Consider the following 20,136-nt stretch of genomic DNA (forward strand, 5'->3'; position numbering starts at 1 on the left):
ATGATGCGGTGAGAATCTATCGCCAGTTTTTTATCAGATAGCTGCTGAGCAGGCGTTCATGTTCAGCCGTCATAAAGAAAAAGCCCCCGTTATTGCTAACGGGGGCTTTTATTTGAAATACGCTTAACTCAATACATCAGAAGCCAAAGCGTAAATCCAGTCGGAAGCTATTGGCACGATACGCATTAGCGCCCATCGATCCCAGCCACGCGAAGTTTGCCTGGAAACCACGACGGTTTTTGAAATTCAGCCCTAAACCTAAAGACTGAACATCTTCCGGAATACCTGTCACGATCGCGTTATACGTTGGACCATTCACACCCGTGTCAGAGTAATACACGGATTGATTGATATCTCCGCTGGTACGGTGTGACAGTTGCAGCTTCACTGAAGGTGTTACCTGACCGCTGGCAAAGAAATAGTCTTTAAAGATATCCACACCACCGGTGACGGTCGAATTGGTAAAGCTGCTATCTTTAAAGGTTAATGCCATCGGACTGCCCTGTTCTGAGTAGCTATCCAGTTTGACGTTGATTACGTCGACGCGACCAAACGGATGCACACGGAACTGTTGCAGAATCAATTCGCGTGTCAGGCTCAGTGAACCGTAAATGATCTTACCTTTGCGGTCACCAGACAACATGACATTATTGTTACTGTCCCAACGGCGATTGTCGTAGGTCACATGACCGGCACCAAGTACGCCATCAACAAACCAATGTTTTTCTGGTTTGTAAGTTGCATACAGCGAGCCAGACCATTGTTTTGCTTTACTTTCACTACCAAGATTATCAAAAGTAGCGTTGTCTTTAGCGTAGCCTAACGAGCCACCGGCAATCAACTTAGAATTGACCATTACGTCCATACCCAGCGTCAGACCTGCACTGGAGAATTTAGTACGAGAGCCATCCTGTGCATCCAGAGAGCCGACGTCGATATTACCCGCAGTCCAGAAACCTGCCGGCATACCGGCAATACGTGGTACATCATCGCTGATGACCGGTTCCTGATCTGCTTCCTCGTCTTTCGCTATGCGTTTTTCTTTCTGATGGCTTGTACCGTCCTGAGCAAATGGCGCTCTTGCGCGGCGTTGATTTTCCGCAGTTTTCACTGTTCCGAATTCTCCGGCAAGAACATCTTTCTCTTGAGTACCGCTGAAATTATCCAGAATTTTTCCACCAACCAGACGCAATGTATCCAGATACGGCACATTCAGACCAGCCCCGAAACGGTTACGGATACTAAAGTCATTATGCAGAATCTGTACATGGTTATAGATGTTGGTCATCTGTGCCACCGTAAAGCGTTGTGTTGTCGTTGCTTGCGAAACGATATTTTGTTTCACCAGCGGATTGCTTACCGGATCTGGTCGGGCATTGACGTTCACAACAATGGCACCACTGGTGGAGCTGGCCAGATTGGCATCACCAGAATACAACACAGTCAGATTGTGGCTGCCGACGGAAAGGGTGCTAGTCGATACGTTCGCACTACCTCCGCTGATATTGACTTTCGCAATAAGCGTCGACCCATCCATAAAACTGGCGGTTCCTGTTGCCGCACTTGGGTTAACCGTCGCGGTCAGATTAACACTTTGCCCTACCATCGGGTTCAGTGAGGAGCTTGCCAGAGTGACACTGGATGTCGCCATACTCAAGACTTGAATACTGACCGTTGCCGTTGTTGCACTGTAGTTAGTATCTGCGGCCTTAGTGGCTGTGATGACGCAGGTTTCTGCAACACTGCCTGCAGTAACCACATTGCCAGCGACATAGCAACTACCTGTTGTGACTGCAGTACTGATGGCGCCGGTACCAGAGCCGCCAGTTGTGGTCAGTGTTGCTGTACCTGTAACCTTAAAGATGCTTGATTTATCGCTGACGACTCTGAGTGTCGCTTGCGCATTTTTACCAACCGTCAGCACGTAAGTCTGCGTTGCCTGAGCATTCACCCCGGCGACTGCTGCTTGCGTTGCCGTGATCGTACTCGTACCGGCGCTGACAGTAGTGATTGCGCCATTTGCACTCACGGTAGCCACGGCAGTGTTTGAACTGCTGTAGCTGATCGCTCCATAACTACCACCCGTCAGGGTTGATGTTGCAGGATTAGTCAGCGTACCTCCCATCACGACCGTTGCTGCATTTGGTGTGGTGAAACTCAGGATACCAACCGGCAGAGGTGCAACTGTCAGTGTATAGGTTTGTGTCGCCTGGTCATTCACACCAGGCACAGCAGCTTGCGTTGCCGTAATGGTGCTTGAGCCGGGGCTGACCGGTGTCACGACACCGGCCGCATTCACCGTTGCCACTGCATTATTTGAACTGCTGTAACTGATGGCACCAAAGCCGCCGCCGCTCAAAGTTGAGGTTGCAACGTTTGTGAAGCTCGAACCCATCGTGACCAGTGCAGAGCCCGGTTTGGCAAACGTCAGCACGCCAACTGGCAAAGGACTGATGGTGAACGATTGAGTCGCCGTTGCCGCTGCTGCGAAGTTCGTGTTACCAGCTTGATTAACATTGATGGTACAGACACCCGCAGAGATAGAGGACACGACACCTCCCGGGGTTACTGAGCAAACACCGGGTGTTGATGAAGTGAATGTCACCGTTAAGCCGGAAGAAGCGCTTGCTGTCAGCGTCAATGCGGTACCGAGAGTCTGTGTTCCCGGGTTAGCAAACGTGATGGTCTGAGGTGCTTTTGGCGTGACTGCGGTAGACGCCGTCGATGCCGCGCCAGTACCTGCCAGATTGGTTGCCGTGACTGTGAAAGTGTATGGCGTTCCGTTTGTCAGGCCAGTGACGACCAATGGGCTGGTCGCACCGCTGACAGACGCACCACCGGGGCTCGCAGTCACCGTGTAACCTGTGATCGCGCTACCACCATTAAATACCGGTGCAGTAAAGGCGACAGACACTTGGGCGGCTCCAGCAGTGCCTACGGCACCGGTAGGCGCACCAGGTACAACAGGATTTACGGCAAATGTTCTGCTGATCGTCGTTGCTACCCCATAAGTGCCATCTCCGGCCTGATCCGCATTAATTATACAAGTGCCAGTCGTGACGAACGTCAACGCACCACCGGAAGTAATAGTACAGACACCAGTTGTTGAGGAGGTGAATGTTGGTATCAGACCGGAAGAAGCCGTAGCGGACAAGGTTGGTGTTGTACCAAAAGCCTGACCGCCGGGAGGGTTAAAGGTAATGGTTTGCGCTGCCTTAGGCGTCACTGCCGTGGATGCGGTAGACGCCGCGCCAGTACCTGCCAGATTGGTTGCCGTCACTGTGAACGTGTATGGCGTTCCGTTTGTCAGGCCAGTGACGACCAATGGGCTGGTCGCGCCGCTGACATTCGCACCACCGGGGCTCGCAGTCACAGTGTAGCCTGTGATGGCGCTGCCGCCGTTGTAAGCTGGCGCTGTAAAGGCCACGGATACTTGTCCACCTCCGGCTGTACCAACGGCACCGGTTGGGGCACCTGGAACAGTCGCATTAACCGCAAATGTTCTGCCGACGGTAGTCGCTGCCAGGTATGTGCCGTTACCAGCCTGATCGGCGTTAATCGTACAAGAGCCTGCCGTAACAAACGTCAACGCACCACCGGAAGTGACTGTACAGACCCCGGTTGTTGTGGAGGTGAAAGTCACCGCTAAGGTGGAACTGGCGCTTGCCGTCAAGGTCGGTGTCGTGCCAAAAGTCTGTGCACCGGGAGGGTTAAAGGTAATGGTTTGTGCTGCCTTAGGCGTGACTGCAGAAGACGCCGTGGATGCCGAACCGGAGCCAGCCGAGTTTCTGGCGGTGACAGTAAAAGTATAAGCAGTTCCGTTTGTCAGACCAGTGACGTTCAGCGGACTGGCTGCACCGGTAGCCGTGGCTCCGCCGGGGCTGGCAGTGACCGTATAGTCAAGAATAGCACTGCCGCCATTGGAAGCTGGTGCGGTGAAGGCGACGGAGACCTGAGTGTCCCCTGGTGTACCGACCGCTGCCGTTGGTGCTCCCGGCACGATAGCGTTGACAGTAAAAGTTTGCGGAACTGTTGTTGCTGCTGAAAAGGCAGCATTACCCGCCTGATCGGCATTAATCGTACAAGAGCCTGCTGTAACAAACGTCAACGTACCACCGGAAGTGATCGTACAGACGCCGGTTGTCGTTGATGTGAATGTCGGTGTCAGACCAGAAGACGCCGTAGCTGTCAAGGTCGGTGTCGTGCCAAAAGTCTGTGCCCCGGGAGGGTTAAAGGTAATGGTTTGCGGTGCCTTAGGCGTGACTGCAGAGGACGCCGTGGATGCCGAACCGGAGCCAGCCGAGTTTCTGGCGGTGACAGTAAAAGTATAAGCAGTTCCGTTTGTCAGACCAGTGACGTTCAGCGGACTGGCTGCACCGGTAGCCGTGGCTCCGCCGGGGCTGGCAGTGACCGTATAGTCAAGAATAGCACTACCGCCATTGGAAGCTGGTGCGGTGAAGGCGACGGAGACCTGAGTGTCCCCGGCGGTGCCGACCGCTGCCGTTGGTGCTCCCGGAGCAATGGCGTTAACAGTAAAAGTTTGCGGAACCGTTGCTGCTGCCGAGTATGTCGCATTGCCTGCCTGATCGGCATTAATCGTACAAGAGCCCGCCGTAACAAACGTCAACGCACCACCGGAAGTGATCGTACAGACGCCGGTTGTCGTTGATGTGAATGTCGGCGTCAGACCAGAAGAAGCCGTAGCCGTCAAGGTCGGTGTTGTACCAAAAGTCTTTGCGCCGGGAGGGTTAAAGGTAATGGTTTGCGTTGCCTTAGGCGTGACCGCAGAGGAAGCGGTGGACGCAGCGCTGGAGCCATTGGCATTTCTTGCCGTGACCGTGAAAGTATATGACGTTCCGTTTGTCAGTCCCGTCACTGTCAGCGGACTGCCCGCGCCGGTAGCAGTAAAGCCGCCGGGACTTGATGTAACGGTATAGTCAAGAATGGCGCTACCACCATCGGAGGCTGGAGCCGTAAAGGCAACCGAGGCTTGCCCACTTCCTGGCGTAGCGGTAACACCTGTTGGTGATCCGGGTACGGGCGCAGTCACTGTGACGTTGACCGTATAAGGAGAACCGTTGAAATCGTAGAAAACAAATGAATCTGGTCCAGAGTAGCCGTTTGGCGGCGTGTAATAGAACGCATCAATATTTGTCGGTCCTGTGGGGCCGCCGATCGACATGATGAAAACGTTGCTGGTTCCATGTGCACTCGACGAGGGGAAAGTTTTGTTACCGGCGCTATTCTGGTTGCCAATTGCATCGACGTAAATACCCAGACTGGCACCAGTGCCATCCGTTTTTCCGCCCGGATCACAGTTTGCATAATCTGTCGCTGAAAACGTATATTTATATTCACTGCCACTTTGCGTGACCTGCCCACCAACAGTCGTTGAAAAACTGAGATTACAAGCAGCAGATGCTTGCCCATAGGCCAGCAAGGAAAAAATCAGCAGCATCAGTTGGATGAAGCTGCGCAGCATCTGTTTATGTAAGGTGAATAAAAGCAGGCTGCACCATGCGGGATAGCGCATTCTTTCTGCCTGGCTGGCGGGATCATGGCTGGGATATATCGTCATTTTTTCCTCGGGGATGTTCCGTGTTGATTGACTGGTAATGGGTGATGCCGATTGGGATTGAAATATTCTGAAGCAGAGAATCGGATTGCTGATAGTTGCACTAAATAAACTTTTTCTTGACAAAAAAAGCGAATTCATAAGTAATTATCAGCCACGGTGACATTTTAGCCACATTGCACAAAAAAAAAGCAAATTAAAACGGAATTGCCTGTAAGTGTGTTCTTTTTGCCTCTTTAGTCTGAATAGATGATTGACGAAAAGTCTTTATCATTGAATCATTCAAAATGCAAAACGTAAAAATTTGTAAACACTATTCAGCGTCAGCACCCTCTTTAAGGAGAAAACTGTGGACCCGTTTTTAGGTGAGATTAAGATTTGCGCTTTTCCATTTGCGCCGAAAGGCTGGGCACTCTGTAATGGTGCCTTAATGAGCGTGCAACAGAACAATGCCTTGTTTGCATTGCTCGGTGTGCAATACGGTGGCGATGGAAAAAATACTTTTGGACTACCGGATTTACGCGGGCGCGTTGCCGTCCACAGAGATGGCAATACCTTTATACAAGGTCAAACCGGTGGTCAGGAAACGGTTGCCCTGCAGGCCGCGAATTTACCGCCGCACAATCATAATGTCGTGGTAGCCAGTTCGTCTGCAACTGTCCCGCGTGTCGGTAGTACGGCGCAGAATGTATTGGCGGCAACGGCGACCAACATCTACGGTGCTCCCACTAATCTGGTCGCAATGGAAGCTGGCATGACCTCGACAATAGGTGCCGGCGCTGCGCATGAAAACACGCAGCCGTCACTCGTCATCAATTACATCATTGCCACTACTGGCATTTTCCCATCCAGAAATTAAGGAGAACAAAATGGCTGATCCTTTTGTTGGCGAAATTCGTTTGTTTGCAGGCACCTACGCGCCACAGGGCTGGCTAGCGTGTGATGGTAGTCAGATTCAGATTTCAGAGAACGAGGTTTTATTTACATTATTGGGCACCACCTACGGCGGCGACGGCGTCCGCACATTTGCTTTGCCCGATCTGCGCAATCGCCTGCCCGTCGGGCAGGGTACCGGTCCGGCTCTGTCGCCACGCACCATGGGGCAGACATTTGGGGCGGCAAGTGTGCCACTGACGCAAGCACAACTCCCTGCGCATAGCCACACGATACAAGGCAGCGCGGATAATGCCACTACTGGTATTCCCGGACCGACGACGGTGCTGGCAACGCTGACCAGCGGTTCTTTGTATGACTCTGGCGTGCCAAATCCCACGCTGGAACGCAATCTCAGTCCACAATCGATTCCTGTTGTTGGTGGTAGTGTCCCGCATAGCAATCTGATGCCCACAACGGCACTGAATTACATCATCGCAACGGTCGGCATTTACCCTACACAGAATTAAGGAGAGCAGAATGGCAGATCCATTTATCGGAGAAATCCGTGCGTTTGGTTTCAACTTTGCCCCTTATCAATGGGCATTCTGTGACGGCGCGCTGGTACCTATCCAGCAAAATACAACCTTGTTTGCGATTCTTGGTGTCAATTATGGTGGTAATGGCACCTCGACTTTTGGCTTGCCAAATTTAATGGGGCAAGCAGTGATTGGCGCGGAAAATAATCAGGTAGGTGAGCAGCAAGGCGACAATGCGGTGAGTTTGACGCTGAGCGAAATGACGGCGCATACGCATGATTTGCATGTCAACGCAAATCAGCTTGTGTCGGCAGGCCCTGGCGGACATTTACCTTCTAAGCTGACAAGCGGCAATCTGTATGCCGCCACGACCGATACACCTGCGCCAACGCTGACAACCCTTTCACCACAGGGCATCAGTGTGATTGGTCAGGGGGTTGCGCATGAAAATCGCCAGCCTTTCAGCGTGCTGAATTTCTGCATTTCATTGTACGGCGTGTTTCCGCAGCGTCCTTAAATTCTTGCCAGAGCTTGCTCTGGCATTTTTTTGTCTGAACATTTCACGATATGACTTTTACCGCCGCACATTTTTTACCGCACGTTGGTTCTCAGTTTTCTATTCCGTTTGGCGATGGTCTGAGCCTGACTCTGACACTGGATGATGTCAAAGACAGCACGACAGCATCTTCCCCGTATCACTTTTTTTCTCTGAATTTTTCCAGCAATGCCAGCACGGCTTTGCCACAGGGAATCTACGCTTTACAACATGCCAGCTTAGCGACGCAGGAAATTTTTCTGGTGCCGTTTTCGAAAACAGAACGTGGCGTTTCTTATTCCGCGACGTTCAGTGTGGAGAAATAATCAGTGCCGTCGGCGATGATTTTCCGGCATCCGCAACTAGCCTTGCACGGGGTCAGCGACGCCGATCTGGCGTTTTTGCAACGCTTGTATGCATCTGTGCGCGAGGAAGAGTTGCGCCCGACGGGCTGGCCTGAAGAACAGAAAGCCGCTTTTCTGGCGATGCAGTTTCAGGCGCAACACCGTGCCTATGCGGCTTATTCCGATACTGAGTATTTTATTGTTCAGCGCGGGCAGCAAGACATTGGCCGTCTGTATCTGCAACACCAGCCTGAGGCGATATCGATAGTCGATATCTCGCTGATGGCGGACACGCGCGGCCAGGGCATCGGCACCGATCTGTTGCAAGCAGTTTTTGCCCAGGCGCGGGCAGCGCACAAAGCGGTGCAGATTCATGTCGAAAAATTTAATCCCGCGTTACGCCTGTATCAGCGGCTGGGCTTTGTGGAAGTCGAAGATAAAGGCGTGTATCTGCTGATGCGGCGTCCCGCCGAAACGGATTGAGCGGTGCTGAACGGTGCGGTGCCTGCGGCCTGAATTCGCAACGCGTTCTGCTGCTTGCACTGTACGGAAATCATCGCTACAGGTGTTTTTCAGGCATTTTTAGCCGTAAATATACTCCCCGGAGTATATTTACAAGCCCTTTGTTTATGCCGACATAAAGGCCAAAACGCCTGATACTCCCCCTAAAACAGCAAATTACAGCAAATTTCAGGGTTCAATCTCGTTGGTATCGTGGTCTCATGACGATCTGATGGAGTCGCTCAGTGGCAAGCTCAGGTTAAGGAATTACACCACGCCGCATCACACGCTGTCGATCAGGCGCATTTTGAACTGGCGACCTTTAATATTCGTGAAGCTGAGTTTGTCGACCGTTTTGGCGGCGATGTGGCGGTCGAGTGCAACGTAGGTCACAAACTCGGACACATTGATTTTGCCGACCTGTTCTTTTTTCAGGCCGATATCCGCCGTCAGTGCACCGAGTAAATCACCTGGACGTAGTTTGTCTTTTTTGCCGCCCATGATGCAGACCGTCATCATCGGCGCAGCCAGTGTTTGTTCCGGCGCTGCTTCGAGTTCATTGATGTCGGCCCAGGTAATAGCTTCGCCCTGATATTCCGCGATCAGTTTCACCCATTTTTTTTCATTCGGCGTCGCCAGACTGAGCGCCAGACCTTTTTCACCAGCGCGACCGGTACGACCGATGCGATGGATATGCACTTCCGTATCTTTCGAGACATCGACATTAATTACCGCGCCCAGCGTCTGGATATCGAGCCCGCGTGCGGCAACGTCGGTTGCCACCAGCACGGAACAGCTTTGATTCGCAAAACGGATCAACACTTCATCGCGTTCGCGTTGTTCCAGATCACCGTGTAAGGCCAGCGCGCTGATGCCCTGTGCCTGTAGTTCTTCGGTCAGTTCACGACAATGAATTTTGGTATTGCAAAACGCGATCGTTGATACCGGCTGGTAGTGATGCAGCAAACGCGCCACGGCTTCGTTGCGTTCTTCCGGTGTCACCAGATAAAACAATTGTTCGATATGGTTGGCCGCATGTTGCGATTCGACCTTGATTTCCACCGGATCGCGCAGCAATTGTTCGCTGGCTTTGCGGATATTGTCCGGGTAGGTCGCTGAGAATAACAAGGTCTGGCGGCGCGGTGAGCAGGCTGCAACGATGGTGTAAATATCATCGTAAAAGCCCATGTCCACCATGCGATCTGCTTCATCCAGCACCAGTGTCTGCACGGTATTGAGATTGATGGTGCCACGGCTGATGTGGTCGATCAGGCGCCCCGGCGTGCCGACGACGATATGCGCGCCGTGTTCGAGCGAAGCAATCTGCGGGCGCATCGCGGTGCCGCCGCACAAGGTCAGGATTTTCACATTCTCAATCGCGCGCGCCAGACGGCGTAATTCATTCGCAACCTGATCCGCCAGTTCACGCGTCGGGCATATCACCAAGCCTTGTACTGCGAAATATGTCGGATTCAGTTTTGCCAGTATGCCCAGCCCGAAAGCGGCGGTTTTGCCGCTGCCGGTTTTTGCCTGCGCGATCAGGTCACGCTGCTGCAAAACCACGGGCAGACTCTCCGCCTGAATTGCCGTCATGGTGGTGTAACCGAGGCTCTCCAGATTGGCGAGCATGGCGGCAGATAAAGGAAGTGAATTGAAAGCAGTAGCGTCAGACATGGGAATTTTTTCTTGGAACAGGTAAAAACAGGGGCGAAGCGATGACAAAAAACAGGCGCGATGCCAGCGTGGGTGCAGGTTCACGGCCTGATCGGGTTGACGCGTAATCACCATCTACCGGCTGTATCACCCGTATGCCAAGCTATCTGCCGGCCCATACACCGCAGGCGCGTGAAGGAATGTCGCTATTGTAGGCGATAAGCCGGGCGACCGCCTGTTTGTCGCATGCTTACAATTTTCTGATCCGATGACGCGAATACAGAAGACGGCGTTATACTCAATTATTGCCGTATTTTTTTGTCTATACCAATGCTGCGTTGCAGACCCAGATTGGAGCCGGTTTCAGCACTACGTGATTTCCACAAAATTTCCATAAAGCAACAAAATAATACTGAAAAATGTTGCGATAGGTTAAAATTTGTTTCATTTTTCATGATGAATTGATCACAGCCACAAGGAATTCATCTCCTGAACTTCTCCTCTTCGCTATGAGAATCTGTGCGCCCTTTTGAATCTCTTATCCAAGCGTGGTTAGCTCTCGGAGCTTACACGCGATTATTTGTCCCTATTACATTGTTGATATTCGTGGTCAGCGGGCTGCGTTACGACCTGTTGATTCATGCGGAAGTTGCCGGGGCAAAACAGCAGATTCTCACGCATGCCGAAAATATGGAGCACCTGCTGGGCCCCACTCTGCTGAAATTGAGCAAAACTCAGGATCAGACAGAGATCACCAACACCTTACGACGGCAATTGGCAAATGATCCCGATCTGACCCGTCTGACCTGGAACTACCCTCAAAGCAACGTTGACATGACAGGCACGTTCACCGTGCCCTTGCTCGCACCGCAATGGTTTCAGGCCATCTTGCAGATGCCGGCGACGCTGAGTAAGACCATCACGACCGCAGACAAAAATGCTGCCAGAGTCACCGTAGAAATCAGTACAAACAGTGCCGTCAACCGCATCTGGCAGAAAGTAGTGGTGCAGTTGCAGATTTCTGCCATGGCGATCTTTTTTATCTATTTTTTGCTGGGGCTGATATTGCGCGTCAATGAGCGCAGCTGGAAGCGGCTGGCGCTGGCAACGAACCGATTCAAGACCGGTGATCATGGCGTCAGAATGGAAGTTCGCGGCAGTCATGAAGAGCGTTTGCTGGCCACCACTTTCAATGACATGGCCGAAGAAATCGAAAGCATTTTGTTGACGCTGCAGAAAAGTCAGCGCGAACAAAGCGAGCAAATGCACTTCACATTACAACTGCTCAATGCGCTGCCGGTATCGACATTTTTTCAGGATAGTCAGGGCATCTGTCGGGGGGTGAACCCAGCCTGGTGCAAGATGTTTGGCATACATCAGAAAGACGCGGTTGGTCAGCCCATGCACAAGTTACTGCCTTTCTTAACGACACTCGATACGCGTCATATTTCTTCCGCCGGCTTAGCCATCTGTTCTCACAAAACCATTCCTGATATACCCCGCCAGGTTAATGGCGAACATATTTCTGCGCTGTATTATCAGGCGACGTATACCAGTGTTGATGGCAAAGCCTCAGGCATCATTGGCGCGCTGGTTGATATCAGCGAGCGCAAAAAAATTCAGGCTGCGTTGGAAGAACAAAAAGAACGTGTGGAAACGACACTGGATTCGATTGATGATGCCGTCATCAGCGCCGACATCGATGGCCGCATCCTGACCCTGAACCGCTCCGCACAAAAGCTGACCGGCTGGCGGCTTGAGGAAGCCTTGTCGCAAGAACTGGCCACTGTCTTCACCCTGGGCGACCGCAGACAACAAACCGCATTGCACACCTATCTGACGAATGTTGTCAGCACTGGTGCAACGTTTCAGGAACACAATCTGGCGCTGTTGTCCCGCGCTGGCAGGCAACTGGAAGTGGATCTCAGTGCTGCGCCAATACGGCAGCGCGATGGCACCGTCACCGGCAGCGTACTGGTGTTCCGTGATCTCAGTGAAACGCATTATCTGATGCGGCAAATCGCATGGCAGGCCGGGCATGATTTACTGACAGGATTAGCGAATCGCCAGTCGTTATCGGTCCATTTTTCACAAGCCATAGAATATGCGCGTGAACATCACAAACTGCTGGCGGTATGTTTGCTCGATCTCGATCATTTTCAGGAAGTTAACGACAAACACGGAAACGAAGTGGCCGACAAGTTATTACAGCAAGTGGCGCGCCGATTAGAAAGTTGCGTTGGTAAAAATAATCCGGTGGCCCGTCTTGGTGGCGATGAATTTGTGGTGCTGTTGCAGAATCAGAGCGATCTGAATGAAGTAGAGTTAAACATCGCTTTACTGTTGGGCCAACTGGCACAACCCTATGAATTCGAGCATAAAAAGATGACCATGCGCGCCAGCATAGGCGTTGCGATGTATCCGAATGATGAGCTCAGTCCCGACGTGTTGTTACGTTATGCCGATCAGGCGATGTATCAGGCCAAACTCAGCGGACGTAATCAGTATCATTTGTTTGACCTGCAAAAAGATGAAGAAGTGCGCACCCGCCACAATCAGCGTGCACGGATTCGCGAAGCGCTGCTGAAGGACGAGTTTGAGCTGTACTTCCAACCCAAAGTCGATATGCGGCATGGCCGTATCACTGGCATGGAAGCGCTGATACGCTGGAATCATCCACAGCGCGGCATCGTCGGTCCTATGGAATTTTTGCCGCTGGTGGAAAACACCAACATCATCATCGACATTGGCAACTGGGTGATACATCAGACCTTGCAGCAGATGAGTACGTGGATCGCCAATGGTTATACCTGGGTCGTCAGTGTGAATATCGCCGCGCGCCATTTTCAACATGCCGATTTTTTAGAAAATCTGCGTAGTTATCTTGCCCAGTTCCCCGATGTACCGCCCGAATATCTGGAAATAGAAATTCTCGAATCAGCGGCCTTGCAAGACGTGCAGCAAGTGCGCGAAGTGATGAGCGCCTGTCAGCAGCTTGGTGTGCGTTTTGCCCTCGATGATTTCGGCACTGGCTATTCCTCTTTATCGTATCTGAAACGTCTGCCAGCCAATATACTCAAAATCGATCAGAGTTTTGTGCGCGATATGCTGGAAGACTCAGATGATCTGGCGCTGATCAGCGCGATCGTCGGTCTGGCAAACGCGTTTAAGCGCGAAGTGATTGCCGAAGGCGTGGAAACCATAGAACACGGCGTTGCGCTGATGCGCCTCGGCTGCAATTTTGCGCAAGGCTACGGCGTTTCCCGACCCATGCCTGCGTCCCGCGTAGAAAAGTGGGCAGAAAATTATGTGCAGCCTGAGCAGTGGTTGCAACAAGCCTGACGCTACGCATTCCACTAAATCGAATGAATCCATTTGCATAGAACCTGATGCAGATGACATAAAAAAAACGGCGCTCATCATTTCAGATGTGCGCCGTTTTTTTTGTTGTTTGCGGTGTTTATTTTGCCGGGTAACGTATCGTCATTTCTTTCAGCAGATTATCTGCATGATCGACTTCTTTCATCACCCACAACATGTAGCGGATATCGACATGAATCGCGCGCGTGATGGCGCTGTCGAAGTACCAGTCTTTGGTGATCGATTCGTAAGTCGAATCAAAATTCAGCCCAACCAATTCGCTGTTTTTATTCATCACTGCCGAGCCAGAATTACCGCCAGTGGTATCCGCACTGGATAAGAAATTCACCGGCACTGTGCCCAACGCAGTGTCTTTAAAAACGCCGTAACGTTTTTCTTTGACAGCGGCCAGCAAGCTTTCCGGCGCATCGAATGGTGCTTTACCGGTATGTTTTTCAACGATACCTTCTACCGTTGTGAATGGGCCTTTGCTGATGCCATCACGTGGGCTGTATGGTGCAACGGTGCCGTAAGTCACGCGCAGCGTGGAGTTTGCATCCGGATACACAGGTTTGCCCTGCGATTTTTTCCATGCAATCACTGCCTGCATATATTGCGGAATCACGCGTTCCAGATTGCCATCAACTTCTTTGCGGCGTTCTTCGAGTGACAGGCCGATATCATGCAGCTTTACTGCCAGGCGGATAAACGCGTCGTCTGATTGCTGGAATGCCGCCACATCTTTTTTCAGCCACGCCAGACGCGTCGCTGTATTGCCGAGTTCAGACTGACGGTACAGCGCCGCGACCGATTCCGGTGTAGGCAGCAAAATATCTAAACCTTGCGGGCGGAATTTGCTATCGAGTTTGTTATACCGTTGCAGCGCCGCCGTATAACGCGCCTGATCCACATTGCTCACATACGATTGTTCCAGACGTGCGAGTCGTGCTGAGATAAACGAAATATCACGTTGCTGATAACCCGCTTTACGTTCGGCATCCGGCTTGCTGCTTTCCAGCGCAAGGCGATACAAAGTGCGCGCATTTTTCAGCAAATCGCTATTGGTCGCCACGCTCCAGGCAAATTCTTCTTCATTCAATGCCATGTCGCTGGCGATCACCGCATCGAGCTCCTTGAGCAAACCCTGGTCAGCATTGTGCTGACTGAACCAACTGCGGAATTCCGCATCCTGCGCGTCTTTAATTGCGGCGATATCTTTACGCGCAAACCCAGCAAGCAAACCCTCGGTTTTTTTCAAACGATTGTTGATGCTTTTCGCCACGCTCGCATAACGCACTTCGGCATTCGCATTACCTTGCGTTGCCGCCGCGATCACCGACAGATCGGATTTATATTCCGCCACACGCGCCGGATAGCTGGCGTCCCGCGCAAAGCGGATTTCTTCTGGCAATTTATAACGGCTGGTCGTGCCTGGATAACCCGCCAGCAAAATCGGGTCGCCATTTTTCAGACCCTGTGCCGACACCACCAGAAAATCTTTAGAGTGATAGGGCACGTTATTCGCCGAAGGATCCGCCGGGCGGCCATCTTTACCGACATACGCGCGCAGGAAAGAAAAATCGCCGGTATGACGCGGCCATTCAAAGTTATCGACATCGCCGCCATAATTACCGATCTTGTCCGATGGCGCGTACACCAGACGCACATCGCGTATCATCATCTGACGTATCCGGTAATATTCCAGCCCGCGATGAAAACTCGGTACCGAGCAACGATACGCCTTATCCTGCTCACAATCCGCGATCAGCGCTTTGATGCGGTTCTGCACATGCTCATGGCGCTGCTTGCCCGACATCGCTGGCGTGATACCGCTCAACACCTGCTCGGTCACGTTTTCCACTTTATCGGTGATATACATACGCGAATCCGGCCCGGCAGGTAATTCTTCAGCGCGGGTTTTCGCCAGAAAGCCATTGCTGATGTAATTTTTTTCGGCTGTCGAATTACGTTGCACCGCGCCGTAAGCACAGTGATGATTCGTCACCACCAGCCCGCTGTCTGACACAAACGAGGCCGAGCAACCGCCCAGTGACACCATCGCACTCATCGGGTGCTTAGACAAATCCGCCAGCTTTTCTGCCGGAATCGTGATGCCTATGCGTTTCAGCTCCGCTTTTAATTGCGGCAACTGATGCGGCTGCCATTGGCCTTCATCGGCATAGCTCAGCGGGCTGCTGGCCAGACTCAGCCCGGCCAGCGCCAGACTCCATGCATACGATTGTTTCAACTTACTCTCCGTCTATGGTCAAAAGCGCTGGCACAGTGTGCAGCCAGCGCATTGCAGGTGGGGGCGGGTAACCAGCGCCAAAAAAGTGTCAGGTGCGATGCGAAAACAGTGTCCGGAAAACACCCAGATGCACACACGCAGCAACACACATCACATCAGAACAGCGCCGTACTCCGCTCATTATTATCGAATTGCGACTCCAGAACCAGACCCGCCGCCGCAGGAAAAGTTCCGGCAAAGAATGAAATTTGACAGATATCTTTACGAGCGTAAAGAAAAATAGGAAAAATTATTTACATTTATGCGGTGTAGCGTTGGTCAGGCAGATGATTGCGGCGATAGCGATGAAGGTGGGTGAAAACTAAGGTGCCTGCTACGCGTGTAGTTCTTCCGTGACTAAGCACAAATTCCGATAAAGCAATCTTCCTGCGTCTGATCGGGTAAACGGGGTTTTGGTGATGTCGGTGATGTTTTTGGCAGTTTATTTATACTGTATGTTTAAACAGTATAACAAAATGTAGCTAATATCCATGCGGTTTTCAAGAGGATTACAACATGTTGACAGTTTTATCATTGATGGTTAATGTTGCAAAATGAAAATTAAAACACGTTAGCTTTACATTGAGATCACAGTGAAACAATCCACAACAAACACCTTATTAACTGCCAAATCAATATTCAATGAAGCAACCTCATTAATTTCCGTTGGAGATAAACATTCGTGTACAGCAGGCATTATCTTGTTGCAAGATAGTGTGGAGCTTATTGTGCTTGGAATTTTAGATGAGCTAGATGTTGAAGAGCAGCGCAGTCTTGAATCAAAATCATTTGATGAATTAATTGGTGAGTTAAAAAAACAAGATGTTCCCGTATATAAATCTGGAACACTAAAGGCAATGAATAAACAGCGCGTTATTTCAAAGCATTATGGCCAATTAGCAGAACCCGCTTCAGTAGTTAATTATTTGGGTACAGCGAGAGAATTTATTGACAAAGCCTTACAGCATGTTTCTGGCAAAACCTTAGGCCAAATTTTTCTTGTAGACCTTGTTAAGAACTGTCCCGCTAAAGAGCATTTATATCTAGCAATACAGCACGCGGAAAATGATAATTATCTAGAGGCCTTAATTGAAATAAGAAAGGCTTTTTATGTTGCATACGAAAGTAATTATTGCGTCTACAGATGGAGAGATCCGGATAACCAACCAAAAGGCCTTTTAAGATTTTTTGGTATGGGCGGGAATAAGGCTTACCACTGGACTAGAGATGCTGGGTGGATAAATAAGAATGTAAAAAAACCTTCTGACTTTGTCCAAATCAATCATGAACAGTTAAAAATTGACTGCATTGAATGGGGCTTAAGTACTAATGAGATCGACAATCTCCGAAGACTTACACCTGAAGTTGTTGAAACAGAGACGGGAGTTTGGCATGTGGACTATGATTTCTCCTACCCTGCAAATGAAGCAACGAAAGAAAATTTTAATTATTGTATGGATGTGGCTATAAATTTCCTTATTAAAGAGCAAACCTTTAATGCAAATAGAAAATGGCCGAGCAGAGACAAGGCATTCCCTGCGCCGCCAGTGTATATAGGAAAGAATATCTATGAAAACCCCACAAGAACTTCATCAATCGTTCATGTTGTACAAGAAGGTTATTTTTATAGTATTGAAAGAATTGTAACTGGCTTTAATCATTCAGAACGATATCAATACCTACATCTTCATCAGGTTGAACCTGATACAGGAAAGCATATAAATCACATTTGGGGTTATCTATATATAGATGATGTAGTTGAAAGCTAACAAGGCGCTCAAGCAAGGACGCGCTAAGGCGCGCCGCTTAGCTTGGCGTTATGTATCAGGACAACAATGCAACTAACTGATCCTTACCCCGCTACGAACCAACAGGAACTGTCGCAGATTGAGTCCTATTTCAATATTAAGCTGCCGATAGCATACAAAGAATTTCTCTTGCGGAATAACGGTGGATCACCAGCGTTTCATGATTACAAAATCGGGGGTGAGTATTTTGATGATGTTGGATCCTTCTTTGGCATTAGAAATCGTGATGCAACCTACGATCTCAAAACAGAAAATATTGAGATGAAAAACAGGATTCCGCATCATTATTTTTGTATCGGCGTATCGTTTGGCGGCAACATAATTTGTTTGTCACTCAAAGAAAAAGAATATGGATTTGTATATCGATGGGATCATGAAATCGAGAATTATGATGGTGATCCTTGGGAAGACAATATGCTGGCTATAGCTGCGAGCTTGCCAGATTTTTTGAACATGTTGTATTTAGAACCCAACCAACATAACTAGACGATCGACAGGGAATCGCGAATGATAAATTCAGCATCTTTTGAACCAATGAAGGCGATCCCTTCATCTCTGCGTTAGACCTCACAACCTATGCACCGCACCCAACCTCTCCTTGTCGCTCTCGTCGTTCTGCTCTGCCTGTTGGCCTGGTCTGGCTGGCATCCTTATGACCGCGCTACGTGGCTGATGGAGGTGCTGCCGATATTCATCGTCGTGCCTGTGCTGATCGCAAGTTACACGCGTTTTCCGCTGACGCACTTGCTCTACATCTGCATTTTCGTGCATGCCGTTATTCTGCTGGTCGGCGGTGCGTATACCTATGCCAGAGTACCTTTTGGTTTCCAAATCGCTGAGGCGCTAGGTCTGCATCGCAATCCATACGACAAGATCGGTCACTTTGCCCAGGGTTTTGTTCCGGCGCTGGCGGCGCGGGAAATTTTGCTGCGCGGTGGATATGTCCGTGCGGGAAAAATGCTTATCTTCTTGGTGACCTGTGTTGTTCTCGCCATCAGCGCATCGTATGAACTCATCGAGTGGGGCGCTGCTGTGGCAATGGGGCAGGGGGCTGACGACTTCCTTGGTACTCAGGGCGACCCATGGGATACACAATCCGACATGCTGTTCGCACTTATCGGGGCAGTTGTCGCACAGGCAGTACTGGCACGAACGCAAGACCGCCAGATTGGGCGCTTGCGAAACTCTACATTCTCTTCTGAGGCGAACAATGGCTAAGCACCTGGCATCTGAAAAAATATTATGGCTCTCCGATGTCGAGCCGCATGACTATCCGGCAGCCGATTCTTATCTGAGAATTATCTACAACGAAAAGAAAGTCGCTGACATGGTCGCCAGACTCAGAACGGCGGCCATCGTCGAGTTTAAATCCAAGGATATTTTCAGGGCATCGCAATTATCCTTGCTCGGCGTCAGTAATTCCCACGTAGAGAAGGACAGGAAGAAAATCGCGAACGGCGTTGCCCTGTCGCCGTTACTGCTGGTCAGAGATGAAAGCAACGGCAAAGTGATTATCGCCGATGGCTATCACAGGCTGTGCGCGATCTATGGATTTGATGAGGACGCCATCATTCGTTGCAAGATCATTTGATATGAGCGTAGGGTGCGTACGCGCCGTGCACTGCGCCGAATGCCTGTGTTGATTTTTAGCTGTTTGATTTCTATCGTTAATGCGCATGGCGTATGCTATGCCGTTTTATCGAGCCTTCACTACACATGATGTTCACTATCACGAATGAGGACCCGGCATCAGTTGCAGCCTTGCAGTTGATGGATGCACTGTCAGAGACACTTACACAGATCACGGGCGACAGCGGTCAATCTTCCTTCGATCCTAACGATGTTCGTGGAAGCCGGGCTCGTTTTGTTGTTGCTCGCACGCATAATGAAATTCCGGTCGGCTGCGGCGCTTTTCGTCCAATCGAAGAATCGATAGCAGAAGTCAAGCGTATGTATGCAATGCCAGGCACATCCGGCGTCGGGCGTGCCGTGCTTGCCCACCTGGAAAACGAAGCAAGACTACTTGGTTATTCCCAGCTGTGGCTAGAAACGCGGAGCGTTAATCACAGAGCGGTTTCATTCTATGAAAAGAACGGTTACTCCCGTATTCCAAACTTTGGCAAATATGTCGGCAAAGTTGAGGCCGTTTGTTTTGCGAAAAATTTGCTCACCTAAACTCTTACAGCAAGCGTCGGGTACACGAACTAATTTACCTTCTGATAGTCCACTCTTCTGTATTGAGTTTGAATGAAAGGTGTTGCCATGCAAAGAAAATGGGACAGGCATGAAATTCTGCAATTACTCACGCTGTCTGCCACGCTGGCGGGTTTGAGCATCACGGCACTAACCATCTTCAAAAAACAAGGCGCAGATAAATTCGCCGTGACGATTGCCGACGATATCCTGGCTGCGGTGTCACTTTGTTTTTTGTTGGCGACCTATTTATTTTTCTTTTCTTTGCGAACCAGAAATCCATCGCTGGCCACGAAATTAGAGTTAATCGGCGACGTCATATTTTTGGTCGCATTAACCGGCATGGTCGCCACCGGTTTTATCATTTTGTATACCGTCTGGTAGCGCTGTTCGTACGAGTAAGCGTCGCGTTTGTCAGTTGTGTCGGTTTATTGTCTCTGCTGTTTTGTCATTTGTTTTCCCCCGTTG

Annotated in this window: 15 protein-coding genes; 12 read left to right on the plus strand and 3 right to left on the minus strand. The window is 50.5% G+C overall.

Annotation, left to right across the window (positions count from 1 at the left end):
- Positions 1–136: 136 nt before the first annotated feature.
- Positions 137–5,578: a fibronectin type III domain-containing protein gene (locus tag Undi14_RS00590; RefSeq protein WP_200177514.1), complete on the minus strand. Its 5,442-nt coding sequence runs from the start codon at positions 5,576–5,578 to the stop codon at positions 137–139.
- Positions 5,579–5,924: 346 nt separating this feature from the next.
- On the opposite strand from Undi14_RS00590, the gene Undi14_RS00595 reads away from it, so the two are divergent.
- The 5 genes from Undi14_RS00595 to Undi14_RS00615 are packed head-to-tail and all read left to right on the plus strand — an operon-like array spanning position 5,925 to position 8,349.
- The gene (locus Undi14_RS00595) at positions 5,925–6,434 is read left to right on the plus strand and encodes a tail fiber protein (protein WP_200177515.1); all 510 of its coding nucleotides are present in this window, start codon (positions 5,925–5,927) and stop codon (positions 6,432–6,434) included.
- A 10-nt stretch (positions 6,435–6,444) separates the two neighbouring features.
- Positions 6,445–6,978: a phage tail protein gene (locus tag Undi14_RS00600; protein WP_200177516.1), complete on the plus strand. Its 534-nt coding sequence runs from the start codon at positions 6,445–6,447 to the stop codon at positions 6,976–6,978.
- A gap of 10 nt (positions 6,979–6,988) precedes the next feature.
- Entirely contained in the window at positions 6,989–7,504 is a 516-nt protein-coding gene (locus Undi14_RS00605) for a phage tail protein (RefSeq protein WP_200177517.1), read from the plus strand.
- A 50-nt stretch (positions 7,505–7,554) separates the two neighbouring features.
- A complete protein-coding gene (locus Undi14_RS00610) occupies positions 7,555–7,848 on the plus strand; it encodes a hypothetical protein (RefSeq protein WP_200177518.1) in 294 nt (97 codons plus the stop codon).
- 3 nt (positions 7,849–7,851) lie between these two features.
- Positions 7,852–8,349, plus strand: coding sequence for a GNAT family N-acetyltransferase (locus Undi14_RS00615; protein WP_370589853.1), 498 nt, complete (start codon positions 7,852–7,854; stop codon positions 8,347–8,349).
- 300 nt (positions 8,350–8,649) lie between these two features.
- Here Undi14_RS00615 and dbpA read toward each other — a convergent pair whose 3' ends face one another.
- Positions 8,650–10,041, minus strand: a complete 1,392-nt coding sequence (gene dbpA, locus Undi14_RS00620; RefSeq protein WP_200177519.1) for an ATP-dependent RNA helicase DbpA — start codon at positions 10,039–10,041, stop codon at positions 8,650–8,652.
- A gap of 498 nt (positions 10,042–10,539) precedes the next feature.
- Between dbpA and Undi14_RS00625 the strand changes: the two genes are divergently transcribed.
- Complete coding sequence (locus Undi14_RS00625) at positions 10,540–13,362, plus strand: EAL domain-containing protein (RefSeq protein ID WP_200177520.1); 2,823 nt, start codon at positions 10,540–10,542, stop codon at positions 13,360–13,362.
- A 118-nt stretch (positions 13,363–13,480) separates the two neighbouring features.
- Here Undi14_RS00625 and Undi14_RS00630 read toward each other — a convergent pair whose 3' ends face one another.
- Positions 13,481–15,604, minus strand: a complete 2,124-nt coding sequence (locus Undi14_RS00630) for a S46 family peptidase (RefSeq protein ID WP_370589883.1) — start codon at positions 15,602–15,604, stop codon at positions 13,481–13,483.
- Between the two features lie 656 nt (positions 15,605–16,260).
- Between Undi14_RS00630 and Undi14_RS00635 the strand changes: the two genes are divergently transcribed.
- From Undi14_RS00635 to Undi14_RS00660, 6 genes are all read left to right on the plus strand, one after another.
- The gene (locus Undi14_RS00635; protein WP_200177521.1) at positions 16,261–17,436 is read left to right on the plus strand and encodes a hypothetical protein; all 1,176 of its coding nucleotides are present in this window, start codon (positions 16,261–16,263) and stop codon (positions 17,434–17,436) included.
- Between the two features lie 66 nt (positions 17,437–17,502).
- On the plus strand, positions 17,503–17,961 hold the full coding sequence (locus Undi14_RS00640; protein WP_200177522.1) for an SMI1/KNR4 family protein: 459 nt from the start codon (positions 17,503–17,505) through the stop codon (positions 17,959–17,961).
- 90 nt (positions 17,962–18,051) lie between these two features.
- Positions 18,052–18,693: a DUF2238 domain-containing protein gene (locus tag Undi14_RS00645; RefSeq protein WP_200177523.1), complete on the plus strand. Its 642-nt coding sequence runs from the start codon at positions 18,052–18,054 to the stop codon at positions 18,691–18,693.
- Positions 18,686–19,066, plus strand: a complete 381-nt coding sequence (locus Undi14_RS00650; protein ID WP_200177524.1) for a hypothetical protein — start codon at positions 18,686–18,688, stop codon at positions 19,064–19,066. The genes Undi14_RS00645 and Undi14_RS00650 overlap by 8 nt, the downstream gene beginning before the upstream one ends.
- A 125-nt stretch (positions 19,067–19,191) precedes the next feature.
- Positions 19,192–19,650, plus strand: coding sequence for a GNAT family N-acetyltransferase (locus Undi14_RS00655; RefSeq protein WP_200177525.1), 459 nt, complete (start codon positions 19,192–19,194; stop codon positions 19,648–19,650).
- 87 nt (positions 19,651–19,737) lie between these two features.
- Positions 19,738–20,052 carry a hypothetical protein gene (locus Undi14_RS00660; protein WP_200177526.1) on the plus strand — a complete coding sequence of 105 codons (315 nt, stop codon included), beginning with the start codon at positions 19,738–19,740 and terminating at the stop codon, positions 20,050–20,052.
- Positions 20,053–20,136: the final 84 nt, after the last annotated feature.

The sequence above is a fragment of the Undibacterium sp. 14-3-2 genome, from assembly GCF_016595265.1.
GTDB lineage: Bacteria > Pseudomonadota > Gammaproteobacteria > Burkholderiales > Burkholderiaceae_D > Undibacterium > Undibacterium aquatile.

Excerpts from the sequence above, each read along its gene's own strand:
- Undi14_RS00590 (WP_200177514.1), bottom strand. The coding sequence starts at position 5,578 with ATGACGATATATCCCAGCCATGATCCCGCCAGCCAGGCAGAAAGAATG.
- Undi14_RS00600 (WP_200177516.1), top strand. The coding sequence starts at position 6,445 with ATGGCTGATCCTTTTGTTGGCGAAATTCGTTTGTTTGCAGGCACCTAC.
- Undi14_RS00605 (WP_200177517.1), top strand. The coding sequence starts at position 6,989 with ATGGCAGATCCATTTATCGGAGAAATCCGTGCGTTTGGTTTCAACTTT.
- Undi14_RS00610 (WP_200177518.1), top strand. The coding sequence starts at position 7,555 with ATGACTTTTACCGCCGCACATTTTTTACCGCACGTTGGTTCTCAGTTT.
- dbpA (WP_200177519.1), bottom strand. The coding sequence starts at position 10,041 with ATGTCTGACGCTACTGCTTTCAATTCACTTCCTTTATCTGCCGCCATG.
- Undi14_RS00640 (WP_200177522.1), top strand. The coding sequence starts at position 17,503 with ATGCAACTAACTGATCCTTACCCCGCTACGAACCAACAGGAACTGTCG.
- Undi14_RS00645 (WP_200177523.1), top strand. The coding sequence starts at position 18,052 with ATGCACCGCACCCAACCTCTCCTTGTCGCTCTCGTCGTTCTGCTCTGC.
- Undi14_RS00650 (WP_200177524.1), top strand. The coding sequence starts at position 18,686 with ATGGCTAAGCACCTGGCATCTGAAAAAATATTATGGCTCTCCGATGTC.
- Undi14_RS00655 (WP_200177525.1), top strand. The coding sequence starts at position 19,192 with ATGATGTTCACTATCACGAATGAGGACCCGGCATCAGTTGCAGCCTTG.
- Undi14_RS00660 (WP_200177526.1), top strand. The coding sequence starts at position 19,738 with ATGCAAAGAAAATGGGACAGGCATGAAATTCTGCAATTACTCACGCTG.